The following is a 22,184-nucleotide window of genomic DNA, read 5'->3' on the forward strand; positions in this document are numbered from 1 at the left end:
GCCCTGGATGCCTTGCATTGGCGGTACGTTTCGCAATCCCACGGATTGCGCGCTGGCTTGCCTGCGCGCTGCTGCTGGCCGGCATCATGCTGGGCGGCCTGCATGCCGATTGGGATTTTTCCGCGATCAGCCGCAAGGCCACGGCACTGTACGGGCCGTTGGGCGCCGGGCAACAGCGGATCGATGCCTGGCAGAACCTGCTGGCCACGCAGAAGCAGGTCAGCGAGATGGAAAAGCTCAAAGTGGTGAACCTGTTTTTCAACAAACAGATGCGCTACGTCGAAGACATCGATCTGTGGCACGAGGTCGATTATTGGGAAACCCCCATCGAAGCCTTGTGGAAAGGCGCCGGCGACTGCGAAGACTACGCGATCGCCAAGTATTTCAGCCTGCGCCACCTCGGTGTGGCCAGTGACAAGTTGCGCATCACCTACGTAAAGGCCCTGCGCCAGAACCGCGCGCACATGGTCCTGACTTACTATTCCAGCCCTGACGCCATGCCGCTGGTGCTCGACAGCCTGATCGACCCGATCAAGCCGGCCGCCGAGCGAACCGATTTGCTGCCGGTCTACTCTTTCAATGCCGAAGGGTTGTACCTGCCGGGCGCCAAGGGCAACAAGAAGGTCGGTGACACCAAACGCCTGTCACGCTGGCAGGATGTGTTGAAGAAAATGCAGGCCGAAGGATTTCCGGTCGAGACGACTAACTAGGAGCACGCGCTCAGATGTCTTTGTTCAAACAGCTGTTGATCGCTATCTGTCTGTTCCTGGTGGTCGCCTTCACCGGCAGCTTCATGGTCAGTCTGGAGAGCTCGCGCACCCAGTACGTCAACCAGTTGCGCTCCCACGCCCAGGATGCGGCCACGGCGCTGGCGCTGTCGTTGACGCCGAACATCGATGACCCGGCGATGGTCGAGCTGCTGGTCAGTTCGATCTTCGACAGCGGTTATTACTCGAGCATCCGCGTGGTCGACCTGAAGACCGACCAGACCATCGTCGAGCGCAACGGCATTCCGGCGGTCACCAACGTGCCGGACTGGTTCGTCAAACTGATCGGCCTGGAGCCGGCCGGTGGTGATGCGCTGGTCAGCCGTGGCTGGGAGCAGGCGGCGCGGGTCGAGGTGGTCAGCCACCCGATGTTCGCCCTGGCCAAACTCTGGCAGAGCGCCCTCGGCAGCCTGGGCTGGCTGCTGGTCTGCGGTGCGGTGAGTGCGGTGCTCGGCGCGCTGCTGCTGCGTCGGCAATTGAAGCCGCTGGATTACATGGTCAAGCAATCCCACGCCATCGCTCGTCGTGAGTTCCTGAGTCTGCCGGACCTACCGCGCACGCCTGAATTGCGGCGCGTAGTGCTGGCGATGAACCAGATGGTCGAGAAGCTCAAGGCACTGTTCCAGGAGCAGGCCGAGCGCAGCGAAAAACTGCGCACCGAGTCCTATCAGGACAACCTCACGGGGTTGGCCAACCGGCGTTATTTCGAGATGCAACTGAATGCGCGGGTGAGCAACCCGGAGCAGGCCAGTTCCGGTTATCTGCTGCTGTTGCGGGTCAAGGATCTGGCCGGGCTGAACCAGCGTCTTGGCGGTCAGCGCACCGATGAATTGTTGAAAGCGGTTGGCGAGCAACTGTCCCGCGAGTGCGCCAAATATCCGGAAACCCAGAACCTCGTCACCCGGATTCGTGGTGGTGAATTCGCCGTGCTGGCGCCGGGGCTGACCCGCGAAGAAGCGCTGCAACTGGCGCAGAGTCTCGACAGTGCGCTGAGCAGCCTGCACGCGACGGGCGCCACCGACGTGGCCGCCGTGGCTTCTATCGGCCTGGCGCCGTTCGCTCACGGTGATTCGCCGCAAGCGGTCCTCAGCCTCGGCGATCAGGCGCTGGCCCAGGCCGAAGGGCAGGGCGAGCAGAACTGGGCATGTCTCGATCAGAGTCTGGTGGCGGACGTCGGTGACGATCACCACGCCTGGCACCGCTTGCTCGATCTGGCGCTGAACCAGCGGCGTTTCGAGCTGTTCTTTCAGCCGGTAGTGGCGGCGCAGGACACGCAACTGGTGCTGCATTACAAAGTGCTGTCGCGCTTGCTCGACGAGCAGGGCCAGACCATCCCCGCCGGGCGCTTCCTGCCTTGGCTTGAACGCTTCGGCTGGACTGCGCGACTGGACCGATTGATGCTCGAGCGGGTGCTGGAGCAGATGGCCGGCCATGAAGAATCCCTGGCGCTGAATCTGTCGTCGGCGACCCTGGCCGATCCGCAGGCGTTGAACAAAGTGTTCGAGATTCTGCGGGCGCATTCCAACCTCGGCCCGCGCCTGACCCTGGAAATCGGCGAGGAACAATTGCCGGAGCAAGCGGTGCTGGAACAGTTGACCCGGCGTCTGCGCGAGCTCGGTTTCTCCCTGAGCCTGCAGCGCTTCGGCGGACGCTTCAGCATGATCGGCAACCTGGCGCGGCTGGGGCTGGCGTACCTGAAGATCGATGGTAGCTACATCCGGGCGATCGATCAGGAAAGCGACAAGCGCCTGTTCATCGAAGCGATCCAGCGAGCGGCACACAGCATCGATCTGCCGCTGATTGCCGAGCGGGTCGAGACGGAAGGGGAATTGTCGGTGATTCGCGAGATGGGGTTGTATGGGGTTCAGGGGCAGCTCTTCGGTGAGCCCAAGCCTTGGCGGTGAGCCTGATCGTTCCCACGCTCTGCGTGGGAATGCCGCTCGTGACGCTCCGCGTCACAACGGTGTCCGACGCAATGCCGATGGTGTGACTGGAACGCGGAGCGTCCCTTGATGCATTCCCACGCGGAGCGTGGGAACGATCAACTCGACTTCAAACGGATCAGATCAACCCACCCTCATCCTCATCAATCAACTGACTCAACCCGCCCAGCGCTTCCCGCGCCTGGGTCCGGTCCATCAACTTGGCCTGGGCCGCCGGCGGCAGGTCGGTGACGCGGATCACGCCTTTCTGGGTCAGCACCTGAATCAGGTCATCGAGTACCCGGATCATTTCCAGGTCGCTCTGCTTGAGCTGTTTGAGGCTGTTCTCCACGGCCTCGTTGGCGTACCAGGCCTGGATTTCGTGGTGGTCGGCCGGCAGCGTTTCCGTGGCCTCGGCGTAGGCCGCAGCTTCCACGCGAATCAACTGACCCTGCGCATCGCGTTGCACGTAAAACATTGAGCATCCCTCGGAAATGGACCAGCGTCATGCTGTCAGCAGCATAGCCAACTGCGCGCGAGTATGCGGTGCGCCGACCAAATCGTCACCGGTTCAAGCGCCGCAAACGTGACGGCCGCCCCAAGTGGGGCGGCCGTTGTTCACGCATCAGCTGTTGTTGTGGTCGACCTTGATGGTCGGATCGCTGCCGGCAATCAGGTTGTGAATGTTGGCCGTGGACCAGTTGTTGCCTTCCAGTTTGATCGTCACGTCCGGTGTGGCGGCTGCGGCATCGCCCGAGTTGAACTTGCCGCCCGAGCTGACTTGCAGCGACGACACGCCGTCGACCGTGGTGATCTTCAGGAAGTTGTCGATGGTGCTGCCGGTCTCGCCCTGCAACAGGTCACGCAGGTCGATGCGGTCGCCTTCGCTGGCCTTGAAGTCCTTGATCACGTCGTTGCCGGTGTCGCCCGCCTTCCAGACGAAGGTGTCGGCACCGGAACCACCGATCAGGATGTCGTTGCCCTGACCGCCGATCAGCGTGTCGTTGCCGGTGCCGCCGAGCAGGATGTCATTGCCCTTGCCGCCGTCGAGCAGGTCGTTGCCGCCCGAGCCGAACAGGATGTCGTTGCCCGCGCCGCCCAGCAGTGTGTCGTTGCCATCGTGGGCACCAGACACATCAAACGCCTGATAGTGCTCGGTGATGTACTGGTGCACGTTGCTGGTGGTGACCTTGCTGACGTCGACCCCGGTTTCCTTGGCCACGAACGCCTGCATCGCCTGATAACCCTCGCCGGCAATGCCGTTGAAGCTCACCAGGTCGCCGAACAGGATGTCGTTGCCGTCGCCACCGCTGACGGTGTCATTGCCCGGCATCGTCGCTTCGGTGTGGCCGATGATCGAATTGGCCAGGTCCTTCGGATCGATGTTGGTCTGCGGCGTCTTGTCCGAATCGTACGGTTTCAAATCGCTGAGGCTGACGCCGTTGTTCAGGCCGATCGCTTCGACGTTCGACAGGCCGCTCAGCAGCGCGAAGCCGGCGGCAGAGTTGTCGGTGGTGTTCGACGAGGTGCTGTTGCCGCTGCCGGCCAGGCTCGAGATTTCGTAGGTGCCGTCACCCTGGGCGTGAATGGTGCCCAGGCTGTTCCAGTTCCAGTTGCCGTTCTTCAGTGTCTGCAGCACCACTTCACCGGAGGTGCTGATGCTCAGGTAGTGGGTGCTGTCGATGTAGGTGGCGAAGCTGCTGCCCAGCTTGTAGTTGCTGGTTTTCACCACGTCGTCGAGCTTCACGTTGCCGTACAGCGTCGGGTTGGTCTGCTCGCCGCTCTGGTAGTAGGTCGGCTGGCCGTCGGTGATGAAGTACGTAAGGTTCTTCGCCCCGGTGTTGGCCACCGCTTCGGCGCTCTGGAAGAAGTTCGCCGTAGCCTTGAACACGTCTTCGTAGTTGGTGCCGCCGCCGGACGCCATCGAGTCCAGCACGGCCTTGAGCAAGGTCAGCGCGTTCGGGTCGTTGAGGTTCACCGACACCGACTTGTTGACCTGGGTATCGAAGTCCACCAGGAAGATGTTCACCGTGCCGGAGTTGCTGCCCAGGCTCTGCTTGAGGGTGTTGAACACCGACGTCAGCGAGTCCTTGGCGGCGTTGATCGACGAGGCGCTCATACTGCCCGAGCTGTCGACCATGAACGCGATGTTGTAGTTGGTGCCCGGTACCACGGTCAGGCCGCCGATGTCGGCGACGATGATGTCGTTGCCGTCGGTACCGGTGACGGTGTCGTCGGCCGAGGTGGCGACAATCGAGTTGTAGACCGCCGGCACCACGGTGACCGGGATGGTCGCGGTGGTGCTGGCCGAGCCGCCGACTTGTTCGGTGGAGGTCGAGGTCACGGTCAGGTTGAACTGGCCGTTGTAGTAGGTCGGCGGGGTCACGGTCAGGGTACCGAGATTCCAGCCGGTGACGTTGGCGTCGCCGCTGGTGGCGGTCACGGTGAAGCTGTGGCCTGCGCCGTCGCTGAGTACCGAACCGACCGGTGCGCCGCTGATCTTGATGCTCAGGGTTTCCGAGCCGTCGGTGTCGGTCAGTGCGGTGCTGATCGACGACAGTTTCACCGTGGTGCCTTCGGCGCCGGTGTTGAGTTTATAGCCGTCGTAATAGCCTTCGCCGTTGGTGCCGTGCAGATCGGAGACGGTCACGCCGGCATTCACCAGGTCCTGCACGCCGGTGTAGATCGGCACGCCGGCACTGCTCAGGTCGATCGGCGTGCTGCCGTTGACCGACAGGTTGACGTCGTAGCTGCCCGGGCCGCTCTGGTTGTGGTGGTAGATGTCCAGGGTGTAGTAGCCGCTGGTGGTCGGGGTGAACGAACCGTTGAGGTTGCCGCCCGCGCCCCACGTTGTGGACGCCACGTTCTTGCCGCCGATGGTCACCAGCAGGCTGTCATCGCCGGTACCGCTGAAGGTGTAGGTCTTGCCGGCTTCCAGATAGATCAGGCCCGAGGTTTTCGACGCGGTGCCGGCGGTCACGCTGCCGTCGGACTGCACGTTGTTCACGGTACCGCTGGTGTTCGGCTTGCCTGCGCCGTCGATCACGTTTTTCAGGGTGGTCGAGTTGGCGCCGCTGCCGTCGGTGCCCAGGCCCGACAGACCGGTCCAGACTTCCTTGATCAACCCGGTGGACTTCACGCTGTTGTCGGCGACCGACAGGGTCGGTGCATCCGCCACCGGCGTGATGTCGATCTTCACGGTGCCAGTGTTGCCCAGCAACTGGCCATCGGTGGGCTGGAACTTGATCTGCGCATAGTCAGCCTGGTTGTTGCCCAGGCCGGTGCCGCCGTAACCGTTCACGCCCGACTCGTTGGCATCCGGCAGGAAGCGCAGCTTGCCGGCGTCGATGTCAGCCTTGCTGAAGGTCTGGTTGGTGGCGACGTCTTTCCAGGTCGAGCCGTCCAGGTACTGCAGTTTGCCTTCGCCCGGCAGCTGGGTGATTTTCACGCCCAGGCTGCTGGCCGGGCTGTCGACGTCGCTGACGCCGAAGGTCGACCAGCCGAGAACCAGCGGGGTGTCTTCGGTGCCGGTGACGTTGACCGGTGCAGCGACCGGCGCGTCGTTGATCGCCACCACGTTGACCGTGGTGGTCGCAGTGTTGGAGTAGTTGCCGCCATCGGTCACGGTCACGGTGATGATCCGCGGCACGGTGCTCGGGTCTTCACTGCTATTGGTGAAGCTGATGTTCTTGATGGCCTGCATGTAGTCGGCCAGCGTCGCGTTGCCCGACAGGGTCAGGGTGACGGTGCCGTTGGTGCTGTTGGCATTGATGGTGATGCCGTTGACGCTGTTGCCCAGGTTCAGCGCATCGCCGTCCTGACGGTTGGTCAGCACGATGGTGGCACCGGTCAGCATGGTGCTGTCCGGGTCGGTGATCTTGATGTCGGTGTCGGCAATCGACACGCCTGGACCTGTTGTGCCCTCGGTGAAGGTCACCTTGTAGTCGGCACCCGTTGCACCGCTGGAGTTGTTGGCGTCGAGGTCGATGACCGGTGGCGCATCGTTGTCGATGATCGAGGTGCTGACGCTGCCATTGGTGCTGCTGACCGCCAGGTTTTCGAAGTTGCCACCGGTGGCCGAGTCGATCTTGACCACGAAGTTCTCGGTGCCTTCGGTGATCTTGTCATCGATGGTCGCAACGTTGAACTGCGCACTGCTGGCACCGGCCGGGATCTTCACGGTGTACACGCCGGTGAAGTCCGAACCGTCGGCGGCGGTGCCGCTGTAGACGATTTTCAGGGTCACTTCGGTTTGCGCCGGGTGGGTCAGGCTGACGGTGTAGCTGGCGGTCTGGCCTTCGGTCACCGAGGTGCTGCCGGTGATGCTGACGGTGGTGGTGTCGATGGTATCGGTGACGCTGGTCACGGCTGGTGTGTTGCTGGTCACCAGGTTTTCGAAATTGCCACCCGTGGCGTTGGTGATCGTGGCCTGCACGTTGCCGGCATCTTTGTAGACGTCATCGGCTGGCGCAGGAACGGTCACGGTGCCGGTGGTCTTGCCCGCTTCGATGGTGATCACCGAGCCGTTGCTCAGGGTCACGGTCACTGGCGAGCCAGCGGCGTTGGTCAGGGTTGCGGTGTAAGTGATCGAACCACCTTCAGCCACGGTGCCGGTCGCGCTGAGCGACAGGTTGGTGGTGTCGATGGTGTCGGTGACGGTGGTGCTGACTGGAGTCTTATCAGCCACCAGATTCTCGTAGTTGCCGCCAGAAACGTTGGTGATCGAGTTGGTCAGCGGCGTGTGGCCGGTCAATGCGTCGTTAGGCGCGGTGGTGGTCACGGTGCCGGTGGTCTTGCCGACTTCGATGGTGATCGACTGACCGTTGGCCAGGGTCACGGTTACAGGCGAGCCCGTCACTGGTGCGCCTACAGTCGCGGTGTAGACAACGTTGCCACCCTCGGCTGCCGTCGTGGTCGCGGTCAGCTTCACGGTGGTGGTGTCGATGGTGTCGGTAACGCTGGTTACAGCTGGCGTGGTGCTGGTGACCAGGTTTTCGAAGTTGCCACCGGTGGCGGATTTGATCGTGGCCTGCACGTTGCCGGCGTCTTTGTAGACGTCATCGGCTGGCGCAGGAACGGTCACGGTGCCGGTGGTTTTACCGGCTTCGATGGTGATCACCGAACCGTTGCTCAAGGTCACGGTCACTGGCGAGCCAGCAGCGTTGGTCAGAGTTGCGGTGTAAGTGATCTGGCCACCCTCGGCCACGGTGCCGGTCGCGCTGAGCGACAGGTTGGTGGTGTCGATAGTGTCGGTGACGGTGGTGCTGACCGGGGTCTTGTCGGCTACGAGATTTTCGTAGTTGCCGCCAGAAACGTTGGTGATCGAGTTGGTCAGCGGTGTGTGGCCGGTCAACGCGTCGTTCGGCGCGGTGGTGGTCACGGTGCCGGTGGTTTTACCCACTTCGATGGTGATCGACTGACCGTTCGACAGATTCACGGTCACAGGCGAGCCAGTCACCGGCGCACCGACGGTAGCGGTGTAGGTGACGGTGCCACCTTCGGCTGCCGTCGTGGTCGCGGTCAGCTTCACCGTGGTGGTGTCGATGGTGTCGGTGACGCTGGTCACTGCTGGCGTAGTGCTGGTTACCAGGTTCTCGAAGTTGCCGCCGGTAGCGTTGGTGATCGTGGCCTGCACGTTGCCGGCGTCCTTGTAGACGTCATCGGCTGGCGCAGGAACGGTCACGGTGCCCGTGGTTTTACCGGCCTCGATGGTGATCACGGCGCCGTTGCTCAAGGTGACGGTCACCGGGGTGCCCGCAGCATTGGTCAGTGTCGCGGTGTAAGTGATCGAACCACCTTCGGCGACCGAATTGGTGGCGCTGAGGGACAGGTTGGTGGTGTCGACGGTGTCAGTGACGGTGGTCGAAACCGGAGTCTTGTCGGCAACGAGATTCTCGTAGTTACCGCCAGTCACGTTGGTGATCGCGTTGGTCAGCGGCGCGTGGCCATTCAACACGTCGTTAGGCGCGGTGGTGGTGACGGTGCCGGTGGTTTTGCCGACTTCGATGGTGATCGACTGACCGTTGGACAGGTTTACGGTCACTGGCGAGCCAGTCACCGGCGCCCCCACGGTAGCGGTGTAGGTGACGGTGCCACCTTCAGCAGCTGTTGCGGTCGCAGTCAGCTTCACGGTGGTGGTGTCGATGGTGTCGGTGACGCTGGTTACCGCTGGTGTGGTGCTGGTGACCAGGTTCTCGAAATTGCCACCGCTGGCGTTGGTGATCGTGGCCTGAACGTTGCCGGCGTCCTTGTAGACGTCATCGGCTGGCGCAGGAACGGTCACGGTGCCGGTGGTTTTACCGGCTTCGATGGTGATCACGGCGCCGTTCGACAAGGTCACGGTCACTGGCGAGCCAGCGGCGTTGGTCAGGGTTGCGGTGTAGGTGATCGAACCACCTTCTGCCACGGTGCCAGTCGCGCTGAGCGACAGGTTGGTGGTGTCGACGGTGTCGGTGACGGTGGTCGAAACCGGGGTTTTATCAGCCACCAGATTTTCGTAGTTACCACCACTCACGCCGGTGATTGCGTTGGTCAGCGGCGCATGACCGGTCAACACGTCGTTCGGCGCGGTAGTGGTCACGGTGCCGGTAGTTTTGCCGACTTCGATGGTGATCGACTGACCGTTCGACAGGGTCACGGTGACTGGCGAGCCAGTTACTGGCGCGCCGACGGTGGCGGTGTAGACAACGTTGCCACCTTCAGCAGCTGTTGCGGTTGCAGTCAGCTTCACCGTGGTGGTGTCGATGGTGTCGGTGACGCTGGTCACCGCTGGCGTGGTGCTGGTCACCAGGTTTTCGAAGTTGCCGCCCGTCGCGTTGGTGATCGTGGCCTGCACGTTGCCGGCGTCTTTGTAGACGTCATCGGCTGGCGCTGCGACGGTCACGGTGCCCGTGGTTTTACCGGCTTCGATGGTGATGACAGCGCCATTGCTCAAGGTCACGGTCACCGGGGTGCCCGCAGCGTTGGTCAGGGTCGCGGTGTAGGTGATCGAACCACCTTCGGCCACGGTGCCGGTCGCGCTCAGCGACAGGTTGGTGGTGTCGACGGTGTCGGTCACGGTAGTGCTGACCGGGGTCTTGTCGGCCACCAGATTTTCGTAGTTGCCGCCCGTCACGTTGGTGATGGCGTTGGTCAGCGGCGTGTGGCCGTTGAGCGCATCGTTAGGCGCCGTGGTCGTCACGGTGCCGGTGGTTTTACCCACTTCGATGGTGATGCTCTGGCCATTCGACAGGTTCACGGTCACTGGCGAGCCAGTCACAGGAGCGCCCACGGTCGCGGTGTAGGTGACGGTGCCGCCTTCAGCAGCTGACGCGGTCGCGGTCAGCTTCACGGTGGTGGTGTCGATGGTATCGGTGACCTGGGTCACGGCCGGAACGGTGCTCGGCACCAGGTTTTCGAAGTTGCCACCGGTGGCGTTGGTGATCGTCGCCTGCACGTTGCCGGCGTCTTTGTAGACGTCGTCGGCTGGCGCGGCAACGGTCACGGTGCCAGTGGTTTTGCCGGCTTCGATAGTGATCACGGCGCCGTTCGACAGAGTCACGGTCACTGGCGAGCCAGCGGCGTTGGTCAGGGTCGCGGTGTAGATGATCGAACCGCCCTCGGCAACCGAATTGGTGGCGCTGAGGGTCAGGTTGGTGGTGTCGACCGTGTCGGTGACGGTGGTCGAAACCGGAGTTTTGTCGGCTACGAGGTTTTCGTAGTTGCCGCCCGTCACGCCGGTGATCGCGTTGGTCAGCGGCGTGTGACCGGTCAACGCATCGTTCGGTGCGGTGGTGGTGACGGTGCCGGTGGTCTTGCCGACTTCGATGGTGATCGACTGACCGTTGGACAGGGTCACGGTGACTGGCGAGCCGGTCACAGGTGCACCCACGGTGGCGGTGTAAGTGACAGTGCCGCCTTCAGCCGCCGACTCGGTCGCGGTCAGTTTGACCGTGGTGGTGTCGATGGTGTCGGTGACTTCAGTGACAGCCGGAACGGTGCTCGGCACCAGGTTCTCGAAGTTGCCACCGGTGGCGGTCGAAATGGTCGCTTCGACTTTGCCTGCATCTTTGTAGACGTCGTCCTTCGGCGCATCGACGGTCACGGTGCCAGTGGTTTTACCGGCTTCGATGGTGATCACGGCGCCGTTGCTCAAGGTCACGGTCACCGGGGTGCCCGCAGCGTTGGTCAGTGTGGCGGTATAAGTGATCGAACCGCCCTCGGCCACCGAATTGGTAGCGCTGAGGGTCAGGTTGGTGGTGTCGACGGTGTCAGTGACGGTGGTCGAAACCGGGGTCTTGTCGGCTACGAGATTTTCGTAGTTGCCGCCCGTCACACCGGTGATTGCGTTGGTCAGCGGCGTGTGGCCGTTGAGCGCATCGTTCGGCGCGGTGGTGGTGACAGTGCCCGTGGTTTTGCCCACTTCGATGGTGATCGACTGACCATTGGCCAGGGTCACGGTCACAGGCGAGCCGGTCACAGGCGCGCCAACAGTCGCGGTGTAAGTGACGGTGCCACCTTCAGCGGCCGTTTCGGAAGCGGTCAGCTTCACGGTCGTCGTGTCGACGGTGTCGGTGACTTCAGTGACAGCCGGAACAGTGCTTGGCACCAGGTTCTCGAAGTTGCCACCGGTTGCGTCCTTGATCGTGACTTCGACTTTGCCGGCGTCCTTGTAGACGTCATCGGCTGGTGCGGCAACGGTCACGGTGCCGGTGGTTTTACCGGCTTCGATGGTGATGACGGCGCCGTTCGACAGGGTCACGGTCAGCGGGGTGCCGGCCGGGTTGGTCAGGGTGGCGGTGTAAGTGATCGAGCCGCCTTCGGCCACGCTGTCGGTCGCGGTCAGCGACAGATTGGTGGTGTCGACGGTGTCGGTCACGGTGGTGCTGACCGGGGTTTTGTCGGCGACCAGATTTTCGTAATTACCGCCGGTTACGCCGGTGATCGCGTTGGTCAGTGGTGCGTGGCCATTCAACGCATCGTTCGGTGCGGTGGTGGTGACAGTGCCGGTGGTCTTGCCCACCTCGATGGTGATCGACTGACCGTTGGACAGCGTCACGGTCACAGGCGAACCGGTGACAGGCGCGCCGACGGTAGCGGTGTAAGTGACGGTGCCACCCTCAACTGCCGACTCGGTCGCAGTGAGTTTCACCGTAGTGGTGTCGATGGTGTCGGTGACTTCGGTCACGGCCGGAACGGTGCTCGGCACCAGGTTCTCGAAGTTGCCACCGGTGGCGGTCGAAATGGTTGCCTCGACTTTGCCGGCATCTTTGTAGACGTCGTCTTTCGGTGCATCGACAGTCACGGTGCCGGTGGTTTTACCGGCTTCGATGGTGATCACGGCGCCGTTCGACAGGGTCACGGTCACCGGAGTGCCGGCCGGGTTGGTCAGGGTCGCGGTGTAAACGATCGAACCACCCTCGGCCACGGAGCCAGTGGCGCTCAGGGTCAGGTTGGTGGTGTCGACGGTATCAGTGACGGTGGTCGAAACCGGCGTTTTGTCAGCCACGAGGTTTTCGTAGTTACCACCAGTCACGCCAGTGATCGCGTTGGTCAGCGGCGCATGGCCGTTGAGCGCATCGTTCGGCGCGGTGGTGGTCACGGTGCCCGTGGTCTTGCCGACTTCGATAGTGATCGACTGTCCGTTGGACAGGGTCACGGTCACAGGCGAACCGGTCACAGGCGCGCCGACGGTAGCGGTGTAAGTAACGGTGCCGCCTTCAGCCGCCGACTCGGTCGCGGTGAGTTTCACCGTGGTGGTGTCGATGGTGTCGGTGACGTTGGTCACGGCCGGAACGGTGCTCGGCACCAGGTTCTCGAAACCACCGCCAGTAGCGGTCGAAATGGTTGCCTCGACTTTGCCGGCGTCTTTGTAGACGTCGTCTTTAGGCGCATCGACGGTCACGGTACCGGTGGTTTTACCGGCCTCGATAGTAATGACGGCGCCGTTCGACAGGGTCACGGTCACCGGCGTACCCGCCGGGTTGGTCAGGGTCGCGGTGTAAGTAATCGAACCGCCCTCGGCAACCGAATCGGTGGCCGTCAGGTTCAGGTTGGTCGTGTCGACAGTGTCCGACACCGAGGTGTCGGCGGATTTGCCGTCGACTGCCAGATTTTCGTAGTTACCGCCGGTGGCCTTGTCGATGGTCACGCTCAGCGAGCTGCCGCCCGCCAACGGGCTGTTCGGCGCGACGAAGTTTACGGTGCCGGTGGTCTCGCCGACGGCGATGGTGATGGTCTGGCCGTTGGACAGGGTCACGACAACCGGCGAGCCGGTCACTGGTGCCGTCACGGTCGCGGTGTAGACCACGGTTTCGCCTTCGGCGACGTTGGCGGTGGCGGTCAGCGACACGGTGGACGTGTCGATGGTGTCATTGACGGTGGTGACCGCCGGGGCGGTGCTGGTGACCAGGTTTTCGAAGTTGCCACCGGTGGTGGTCGAAATGGTCGTCTCGACTTTGCCGGCGTCCTTGTAGACGTCGTCCTTCGGTGCATCGACGGTCACGGTGCCGGTGGTTTTACCGGCCTCGATGGTGATCACGGCGCCGTTGCTCAAGGTCACGGTCACCGGAGTGCCAGCGGCGTTGGTCAGGGTCGCGGTGTAGGTGATCTGGCCACCTTCGTTGACTTCCGGCGTGGCGCTCAGGGTCAGGTTGGTGGTGTCGACGGTGTCGGTCACGGTGGTGCTGACCGGCGTTTTATCGGCCACAAGGTTTTCGTAGTTGCCGCCGCTTACGCCGGTGATCGAGTTGGTCAGCGGCGTATGGCCGTTGAGCGCATCGTTCGGTGCGGTGGTGGTGACGGTGCCGGTGGTCTTGCCCACTTCGATGGTGATCGACTGACCGTTGGCCAGGGTCACGGTCACAGGCGAGCCGGTTACCGGGGCGCCCACGGTGGCGGTGTAGGTAACGGTGCCGCCTTCAGCAGCCGACTCGGTCGCGGTCAGTTTGACGGTCGAGGTGTCGATGGTGTCGGTGACATCGGTAACGGCCGGAACGGTGCTTGGCACCAGATTCTCGAAGTTGCCGCCAGTTGCATCCTTGATGGTGACTTCGACCTTGCCGGCGTCTTTGTAGACGTCGTCTTTCGGCGCATCGACGGTCACGGTGCCGGTGGTTTTACCGGCTTCGATGGTGATGACGGCGCCGTTGCTAAGCGTCACGGTCACTGGGGTGCCGGCCGGGTTGGTCAGGGTCGCGGTGTAGACGATCGAGCCGCCCTCGGCCACCGAGTCAGTGGCGCTGAGGGTCAGGTTGGTGGTGTCGACGGTATCGGTGACGGTGGTCGAAACCGGGGTCCTGTCGGCTACGAGGTTTTCGTAGTTGCCGCCAGACACACCCGTGATCGAGTTGGTCAACGGCGTGTGACCGTTCAGCGCGTCGTTCGGCGCGGTGGTGGTGATGGTGCCGGTGGTTTTACCCACTTCGATAGTGATCGACTGACCATTGGCCAAGGTCACGGTCACAGGCGAACCGGTTACCGGGGCGCCAACGGTGGCGGTGTAAGTGACAGTGCCGCCTTCAGCTGCCGACTCGGTCGCGGTCAGTTTTACCGTAGTGGTGTCGATGGTGTCGGTGACTTCGGTAACGGCCGGAACAGTGCTCGGCACCAGGTTCTCGAAGTTGCCGCCGGACGCATCCTTGATAGTGACTTCGACTTTGCCGGCGTCCTTGTAGACGTCATCTTTCGGCGCATCGACGGTCACGGTGCCAGTGGTTTTACCGGCCTCGATGGTGATGACGGAGCCGTTGCTCAACGTCACGGTCACCGGAGTGCCGGCCGGGTTGGTCAGGGTCGCGGTGTAGGTGATCGAGCCACCTTCGGCCACCGAGTCAGTGGCGCTCAGGGTCAGATTGGTGGTGTCGACGGTGTCAGTGACGGTGGTCGAAACCGGGGTTTTGTCGGCCACGAGATTTTCGTAGTTGCCGCCGCTCACGCCAGTGATCGAGTTGCTCAGCGGGGTATGACCGTTGAGTGCATCGTTCGGCGCAGTGGTGGTGATGGTGCCAGTGGTCTTGCCCACTTCGATAGTGATCGACTGACCATTGGCCAGGGTCACGGTCACAGGCGAACCCGTCACCGGAGCGCCGACGGTCGCGGTGTAAGTGACAGTGCCACCCTCCGCCGCCGACTCGGTTGCAGTCAGTTTCACCGTGGTGGTGTCGATGGTGTCAGTGACTTCGGTAACGGCCGGAACAGTGCTCGGCACCAGATTCTCGAAGTTGCCACCAGTCGCATCCTTGATGGTGACTTCAACCTTGCCGGCGTCCTTGTAGACGTCGTCTTTCGGCGCATCGACGGTCACGGTGCCGGTGGTTTTTCCGGCTTCGATGGTAATGACGGAGCCGTTGCTCAACGTCACGGTGACCGGAGTACCAGCCGGATTGGTCAGGGTGGCGGTGTAGGTGATCGAACCACCTTCGGCCACGGTGCCGGTCGCGGTCAGTGTCAGATCGGTGGTGTCGACGGTGTCGGTCACGGTGGTGCTGACCGGGGTTTTGTCGGCTACGAGGTTTTCGTAGTTGCCGCCGCTCACGCCAGTGATCGAGTTGCTCAGCGGTGTGTGACCGTTGAGTGCATCGTTCGGCGCGGTGGTGGTGATGGTGCCGGTGGTCTTGCCGACTTCGATGGTGATGGTCTGACCGTTGGCCAGGGTCACGGTGACCGGCGAACCAGTCACTGGCGCACCAACAGTGGCGGTGTAGGTGACGGTGCCGCCCTCAGCCACCGACGTATCGGCGCTCAGTTTCACGGTCGATGTGTCGATGGTGTCAGTCACTTCAGTGACGGCCGGAACGGTGCTCGGAACCAGATTTTCGAAGTTGCCGCCGGACGCATCCTTGATGGTCACTTCGACTTTGCCGGCGTCTTTGTAGACGTCATCGGCCGGAGCCGGAACGGTCACGGTGCCGGTGGTTTTACCCGCTTCGATGGTGATCACCGAGCCATTGCTCAACGTCACGGTCACTGGCGTGCCAGCCGGATTGGTCAGCGTGGCGGTGTAAACGATCGAACCGCCTTCGGCCACGGAACCTGTAGCGCTCAAGGTCAGGTTGGTGGTGTCGACGGTGTCGGTGACTGACGTCACGGCCGGAGTCTTGTCGGCGACCAGGTTTTCGTAATTGCCGCCGCTGGTGCCGTCGATCTTCACGCTCAGCGTGTTGCCGCCGGCCAGTGCATCGTTCGGTGCGGTGTAGTTGACGCTGGCGCTGCTGGCGCCGACCGGGATGGTGATGGTCTGGCCGTTCGACAGGGTCACGACCACCGGCGAACCGGTCACCGGTGCGGTGACGGAGGCGGTGTAAACCACCACGCCGCCTTCAACGGTGCTGGCCGTGGCGCTCAGGGAAACGGTGCTGTTGTCGATGGTGTCGGTGACATCGGTCACCGCCGGGGTCTTGTCGACCACCAGGTTTTCAAAGTTGCCGCCCGTGGTCTTGGTGATGCTGGCGTCGACTTTGCCGGCGTCCTTGTACACGTCGTCGCCCGGTGCGGCGACGGTGATGGTGCCGGTGCTCGCGCCTTTGGCGATGTTGATCACCGCGCCGTTGCTCAGGGTCACGGTCATGGCCGTGCCGGCCGGGTTGGTCAGGGTCGCGGTGTAGACGATCGAACCACCCTCGGCGACCGAACCGGTGGCGCTCAGGCTGATATTGGTGGTGTCGACGGTGTCGGTGACCTTGGTCACCACAGCCGAACGGTTGGCATCGACCTGTTCGAAGTTGCCGCCGCTGTGGCTGGCAATCGCGGTCTGCACCTTGCCGCCATCGATGTAAGGCGTGTTGGCCGGCGCAGGGAAGTTCACCGAACCGCTGGTGGCACCGGCGGCGATGTTGATCACCGCGCCGTTGGCCAGGGTCACGGTCATGGCGGTGCCGGCCGGGTTGCTCAGGGTCGCGGTATAGGTGATCTGGCCACCTTCGCTGACGGTGTCGCTGGCGCTCAGGGTCAGCGTGGTCTTGTCTATGGTGTCGTTGACCGTGGTGCTGACCGGCGTCTTGCTGACGTCGAGTTTCTCGAAGTTGCCACCGCTGGCATCGGTCATGGTCACGGTGAGCTTGCTGACATCCTTGTAGACGTCATCGCTCGGTGCCGGGATGGTTACCGAGCCGCTGGTCTTGCCGGCCTCGATAACGATCGTCTGGCCGTTGCTCAGGTTGACGGTTACCGGCGTCTGCGCGGCGTTGGTCAGGGTCGCGGTGTAAGTGATCGATGTGCCTTCGAGCACATAGCTTTCGGCGCTGAGAGTCAGGTGCGTGGTGTTGATGGTGTCGGCGACGTTGGTCACCGCTGGCGTCGGGTTGGCCACCAGGTTTTCGAAGTTGCCGCCGGAAGTGTCCTTGATGGTCACTTCGACTTTGCCGGCGTCTTTGTAGACGTCATCGGCAGGAGCTGGAACGGTCACGGTGCCGGTGGTCTTGCCGGCTTCGATAGTGATGACGGAGCCGTTGCTCAACGTCACGGTCACCGGGGTGCCGGCCGGGTTGGTCAGGGTGGCGGTGTAGACGATCTGCCCGCCCTCGTTGACGTTGCCGGTGGCGGTCAGCGATACGGTGGTGGTGTCGACGGTGTCGGTGATGGTGGTGCTGACCGGCGTTTTGTCAGCCACGAGGTTTTCGTAGTTGCCGCCGCTGACGTTGGTGATCGAGTTGGTCAGCGGTGCATGGCCGGCCAGTACGTCATTCGGCGCGGTGGTGGTCACGGTGCCGGTGGTTTTGCCGACTTCGATGGTGATCGACTGACCGTTGGCCAGGGTCACGGTCACCGGCGAGCCGGTTACCGGGGCGCCGACCGTCGCGGTGTAAGTGACGGTACCGCCTTCAGCAGCCGATTCGGTCGCGGTCAGTTTGACGGTCGACGTGTCGATGGTGTCGGTGACCTGGGTCACGGCCGGGACAGTGCTCGGCACCAGGTTTTCGAAGTTGCCGCCGGTTGCGCCGGTAATGGTCGCTTCGACTTTGCCGGCATCCTTATAGACATCATCGGCAGGGGCCGGAACGGTCACGGTGCCGGTGGTTTTGCCGGCTTCGATGGTGATGACGGAGCCGTTGCTCAACGTCACGGTCACCGGAGTGCCCGCCGGATTGGTCAGCGTCGCGGTGTAGATGATCGAGCCGCCCTCGGCCACGGAATCGGTGGCGCTCAGGGTCAGGTTGGTGGTGTCGACGGTGTCGGTCACGGTGGTGCTGACCGGCGTCTTGTCGGCGACCAGATTCTCGTAGTTGCCGCCGCTCACGCCGGTGATCGCGTTGGTCAGCGGTGCGTTGCCGGCCAATGCGTCGTTCGGTGCGGTGGTGGTCACCGTGCCGGTGGTTTTGCCGACTTCGATGGTGATCGACTGACCGTTAGCCAGGGTCACGGTGACCGGCGAGCCCGTCACCGGTGCGCCAACAGTCGCGGTGTAAGTGACGGTGCCGCCCTCGGCCGCCGACTCGGTAGCGGTCAGTTTGACGGTGGTGGTGTCGACGGTATCGGTCACGTCGGTGACGGCCGGAACGGTGCTTGGCACCAGGTTCTCGAAGTTGCCGCCGGTGGCGTCCTTGATGGTCACTTCGACTTTGCCGGCGTCTTTATAGACGTCATCGGCTGGCGCCGGAACGGTCACGGTGCCAGTGGTCTTGCCCGCTTCAATGGTAATGACGGAGCCGTTGCTCAACGTCACGGTCACTGGCGTGCCGGCCGGGTTGGTCAGGGTCGCGGTGTAAACAATCGAACCACCCTCGGCGACGGTGCCGGTGGCGCTCAGGGTCAGATTGGTGGTGTCGGCAACGTCTGTAACCGTGGTCGAAACCGGAGTCTTGTCGGCCACCAGATTTTCGTAATTGCCGCCGGAAACGCCGGTGATCGAGTTGGTCAGCGGTGCATTGCCAGCCAATGCGTCGTTCGGCGCGGTGGTGGTCACGGTGCCGGTGGTTTTGCCCACTTCGATGGTGATGGTCTGACCGTTGGCCAAGGTCACGGTGACCGGCGAACCGGTCACTGGCGCGCCGACAGTAGCGGTATAAGTGACAGTGCCACCTTCAGCCGCCGATTCGGTCGCAGTGAGTTTCACCGTGGTGGTGTCGATAGTGTCGGTGACTTCGGTGACCGCCGGAACGGTGCTTGGCACCAGGTTCTCGAAGTTGCCGCCGGTGGCGTCCTTGATGGTGACTTCGACTTTGCCGGCGTCTTTGTAGACGTCATCGGCTGGTGCCGGAACGGTCACGGTGCCGGTAGTTTTGCCAGCTTCGATGGTGATGACGGAGCCGTTGCTCAACGTCACGGTCACCGGGGTGCCGGCAGGATTGGTCAGGGTTGCGGTGTAAACGATCGAACCGCCCTCGGCCACGGAACCGGTAGCGCTCAGCGACAGGTTGGTGGTGTCGATGGAGTCGGTGACGGTGGTGGTCGCTGGCGTCGTGTTTGGCACCAGATTCTCGAAATTGCCGCCGGTAGCACCGGTAATCGTGGTGCTGACGGTGCCGCCGTTGTTGTAGACGTCATTCGGTGCGGTCGGCACGTTGACGCTGCCGCTGGTCTGGCCGGCGCCGATGGTGATGGTCGAGCCGTTCGACAGGGTGACGGTCACCGGTGTCTGCGCCAGGTTGGTCAGGGTCGCGGTGTAGGTGATCTGGCCACCTTCGACCACGGTGCCGGTAGCGGTCAGGGTCAGGCCGGTGGTGTCTCGCGAATCGACGATCGTGGTAACGGCCGGTGTCGGGTTCGGCACCAGGTTTTCGAAGTTGCCGCCCGTAGCACCGGTGATGGTGGTGGTGACGGTGCTGCCGTTGTTATAGACGTCATTCGGCGCGGTCGGCACGTTGACGGTGCCGGTGGTCTGGCCAGCGCCGATGGTGATGGTCGAGCCGTTGGACAACGTGACGGTCACCGGCGTCTGCGCCGGGTTGGTCAGCGTGGCGGTGTAGGTGATCTGACCGCCTTCGGTCACGCTTGGGCCGGCCGTCAGGGTGACGGTGGTGGTGTCGATGGTATCGGTGACCTGGGTCGTGGCCGGGGTGGTCGGCGGGGTCACGGTGATGCCGTTGCCGCCGGTGGTGCCGGTGACGGTCACGTCGATCTGGGTCGGGTCGTTATAAACAGTGTCGTTCGGCGCCAGGGGCACGTTGACGGTGCCGGTGGTGGAACCGGCCGGAATCACGATCACCGCACCGTTGGACAGGGTGATGGTCAGGTCGGTCAGCGGCGCCTGGGTCAGCGTTGCGGTGTACACCAGCACGCCGCCGGCTTCGGTGATGCTCGGCGTGGCGCTGAGGCTCAGGGTCGATTCGCGCAGGGCATTGGCGTTGGTGTCGGTGGTCTGGCCGCCGGTGATGTTCTGGGCGGCCTGGCCTGCAGCGTTGATGCCCGCAGTCGGGAAACCGATGGTTGGGTCGACGCGGCCGGCGGTCGCATCGAGCATCACGAAGCTGTGACCACCGCCGGCGGCACCGCCAGTCCCTGCGGCGCTCGGGCCGGCAGCGGTGGCATCAAGAGCGGTGGTCGGGTCGACGCCCGCGGCGATGGCTTGTTGCAGTTCTTCTACCGACGGCGCGGCTTGCGCGGTGGCTTCGGCCAGGTCGGTGCTGGAGTCCGGGGTATCGGCGCTCCACTGAGTGTCACGGCCCAGATCGATCGTGCGGCCATCGGCCAGTTCCAGGGACACGGCGCCGGAAACGCCGGTGTCGACCTGATCGCCGGCAAACAGCCGGTCGCCTTCAACGAGTACGCGACGGACGCCCTCTGGGGACACCACGAAAACCTGACCGACAATGCTTTTGACGATAGCAACAACACTGCTCATTGAAGACTCTCCGGGTGTCACGTTCAGTTGACTTCCATAGACCTGATGGCTGTCTGCGCCGATTCAGTCTGGACGTACTTTTAAAAAAAGATAAAGCAAAGTTGACGCTGCTGTTCGTCAATATTTTGGCTAGATTCTTTCGCTATTAACTTTATGCCAAACTATTGACCTTCTGGGTGCCATCCTAAACAATCGTCCCAGTAATGTCACATTGATATTTATGCGGCGACCTGCCCTTCAGCGTGTGATCCAGTTCCGGTTTTAAACTTTCCGACATACGGTCATTCCGGTTGCCATCTTCCGACGCAGCTCACCAATTTGCTGTGATTCAAGACAAGAAGTTCTGGGAAATCTTTACCATGCGTTCGCACCTGTTCAAGGCTCTACCCTTCGCTCTCGCCGCCTCTTTCGTACAAGCACAATCCTTACCAGAAGCCATGCAGCAGGCGCTGGATGTCCATCCGGAAATCCAGGCAGGGGTCAACAGTCGGCTGGCCGCGGATTATCAATTAAAGGCTGCAAAAGGTGGATACCTGCCCAAGGTCGATCTGCTGGGCGGTTATGGTCGTGAAGGCACCGACAGCGTGACCACCCGCGCCAATGGTGGCGGCAATCACTGGGAAACCCTGAACCGCAGCGAGTCAAGTTTACGTCTGTCGCAAATGGTTTTTGACGGTTTTGCGACGTCCAGCGAAGTCGGGCGTCAACAAGCCACCGTCAACTCTCGCGCCTATTCTCTGCTCGGCACTTCCGAGCGCACCGCGCTGACCGTGGCCCAGGTTTATCTGGATGTGCTGACCCGTCGCGAATTCGTGCGTCTGGCCGAAGAAAACCTCAAAAGTCACCAACGCATCTACGACCAGATCCAGCTGCGCACCCAGCGCGGCGTCGGCAGCGGGGCCGACCTCGATCAGGCCGAAGCGCGTATGGCTCAGGCCCGCAACAACCTGATCACCGAGCAGACCAACCTCGCCGACTCGGAAACCAATTTCCTCAGCGCCGTCGGCCAGATGCCCGATCAACTGGAGCGTCCGGCGCCGTTCATGGCGATGATGCCGGCCAACCTGAATGAAGCCCGCGCGCAGATGCTGGAAAACAGCCCGATCCTGCGCTCGGCCGAGTCCGACATCGCCGCTGCCGAGAAGCAGTACGAGACCGCCAAGTCGACCTTCTACCCGCGCTTCGACGCCGAGCTGGGTCGCACTGCCGACAACGACCTCGACGGCCAGAACGGTCACAACAACGAATGGCAGGCCATGTTGCGCATGCGCTTCAACCTGTATTCGGGCGGCAGCAACAAGGCGGACTTGGAATCCAAGTCCTACCTGTCGAACCAGGCGCTGGACATCCGCAACAACGCCCTGCGTCAATTGAACGAAGAACTGGGCCTGGCCTGGAACGCCCTGAACAACGCCAACGCTCAGGTGCCGATCGCTCAGCAGTACGTTGATCACAGCACCTCGGTGCGCACCGCTTACCAGCGTCAGTTCAGCCTCGGCGAACGTACCCTGCTGGATTTGCTCGACAGCGAAAACGAGCTGTTCACCGCTTCGCGGCGTCTGGCCGAAATCAAAAACATTCAGTTATTTACTCAGTATCGAATCAAGGCGACCATGGGCGAATTGCTCAAGAGCCAGGGAGTGGTCGCACCATTGGCATCCGTTGTGCAGAACGACGTGAAGCCCAAGGTCCAGCTGCCTGGGATGAATTGAGTTGTCCCTTTTCAACTGCTAAAGA

5 protein-coding genes are annotated in these 22,184 nt (G+C 62.5%); 3 read left to right on the forward strand and 2 right to left on the reverse strand.

All coding sequences use genetic code 11. The annotated features are described in order from the left end of the window. The first annotated feature begins 17 nt into the window (after positions 1-17). Together lapG and lapD are read left to right on the forward strand one after the other, a co-directional pair. A complete protein-coding gene (gene lapG / locus AC0R79_RS01740; protein ID WP_007960234.1) occupies positions 18-710 on the forward strand; it encodes a cysteine protease LapG in 693 nt (230 codons plus the stop codon). A gap of 14 nt (positions 711-724) precedes the next feature. Next, entirely contained in the window at positions 725-2,671 is a 1,947-nt protein-coding gene (gene lapD / locus AC0R79_RS01745; protein ID WP_474732929.1) for a cyclic di-GMP receptor LapD, read from the forward strand. A 157-nt stretch (positions 2,672-2,828) separates the two neighbouring features. On the opposite strand, the gene AC0R79_RS01750 is transcribed toward lapD, so the two are convergent. After that, on the reverse strand, positions 2,829-3,167 hold the full coding sequence (locus AC0R79_RS01750; RefSeq protein ID WP_039773037.1) for a hypothetical protein: 339 nt from the start codon (positions 3,165-3,167) through the stop codon (positions 2,829-2,831). A 147-nt stretch (positions 3,168-3,314) separates the two neighbouring features. Continuing rightward, a complete protein-coding gene (locus tag AC0R79_RS01755; protein ID WP_474732930.1) occupies positions 3,315-20,447 on the reverse strand; it encodes a LapA family giant adhesin in 17,133 nt (5,710 codons plus the stop codon). Positions 20,448-20,806: 359 nt separating this feature from the next. Here AC0R79_RS01755 and AC0R79_RS01760 point away from each other — a divergent pair, with 359 nt between their 5' ends. Beyond that, a complete protein-coding gene (locus AC0R79_RS01760; protein ID WP_192563030.1) occupies positions 20,807-22,159 on the forward strand; it encodes a TolC family outer membrane protein in 1,353 nt (450 codons plus the stop codon). Positions 22,160-22,184: the final 25 nt, after the last annotated feature.

This window comes from Pseudomonas sp. HD57-3 (genome assembly GCF_056113135.1).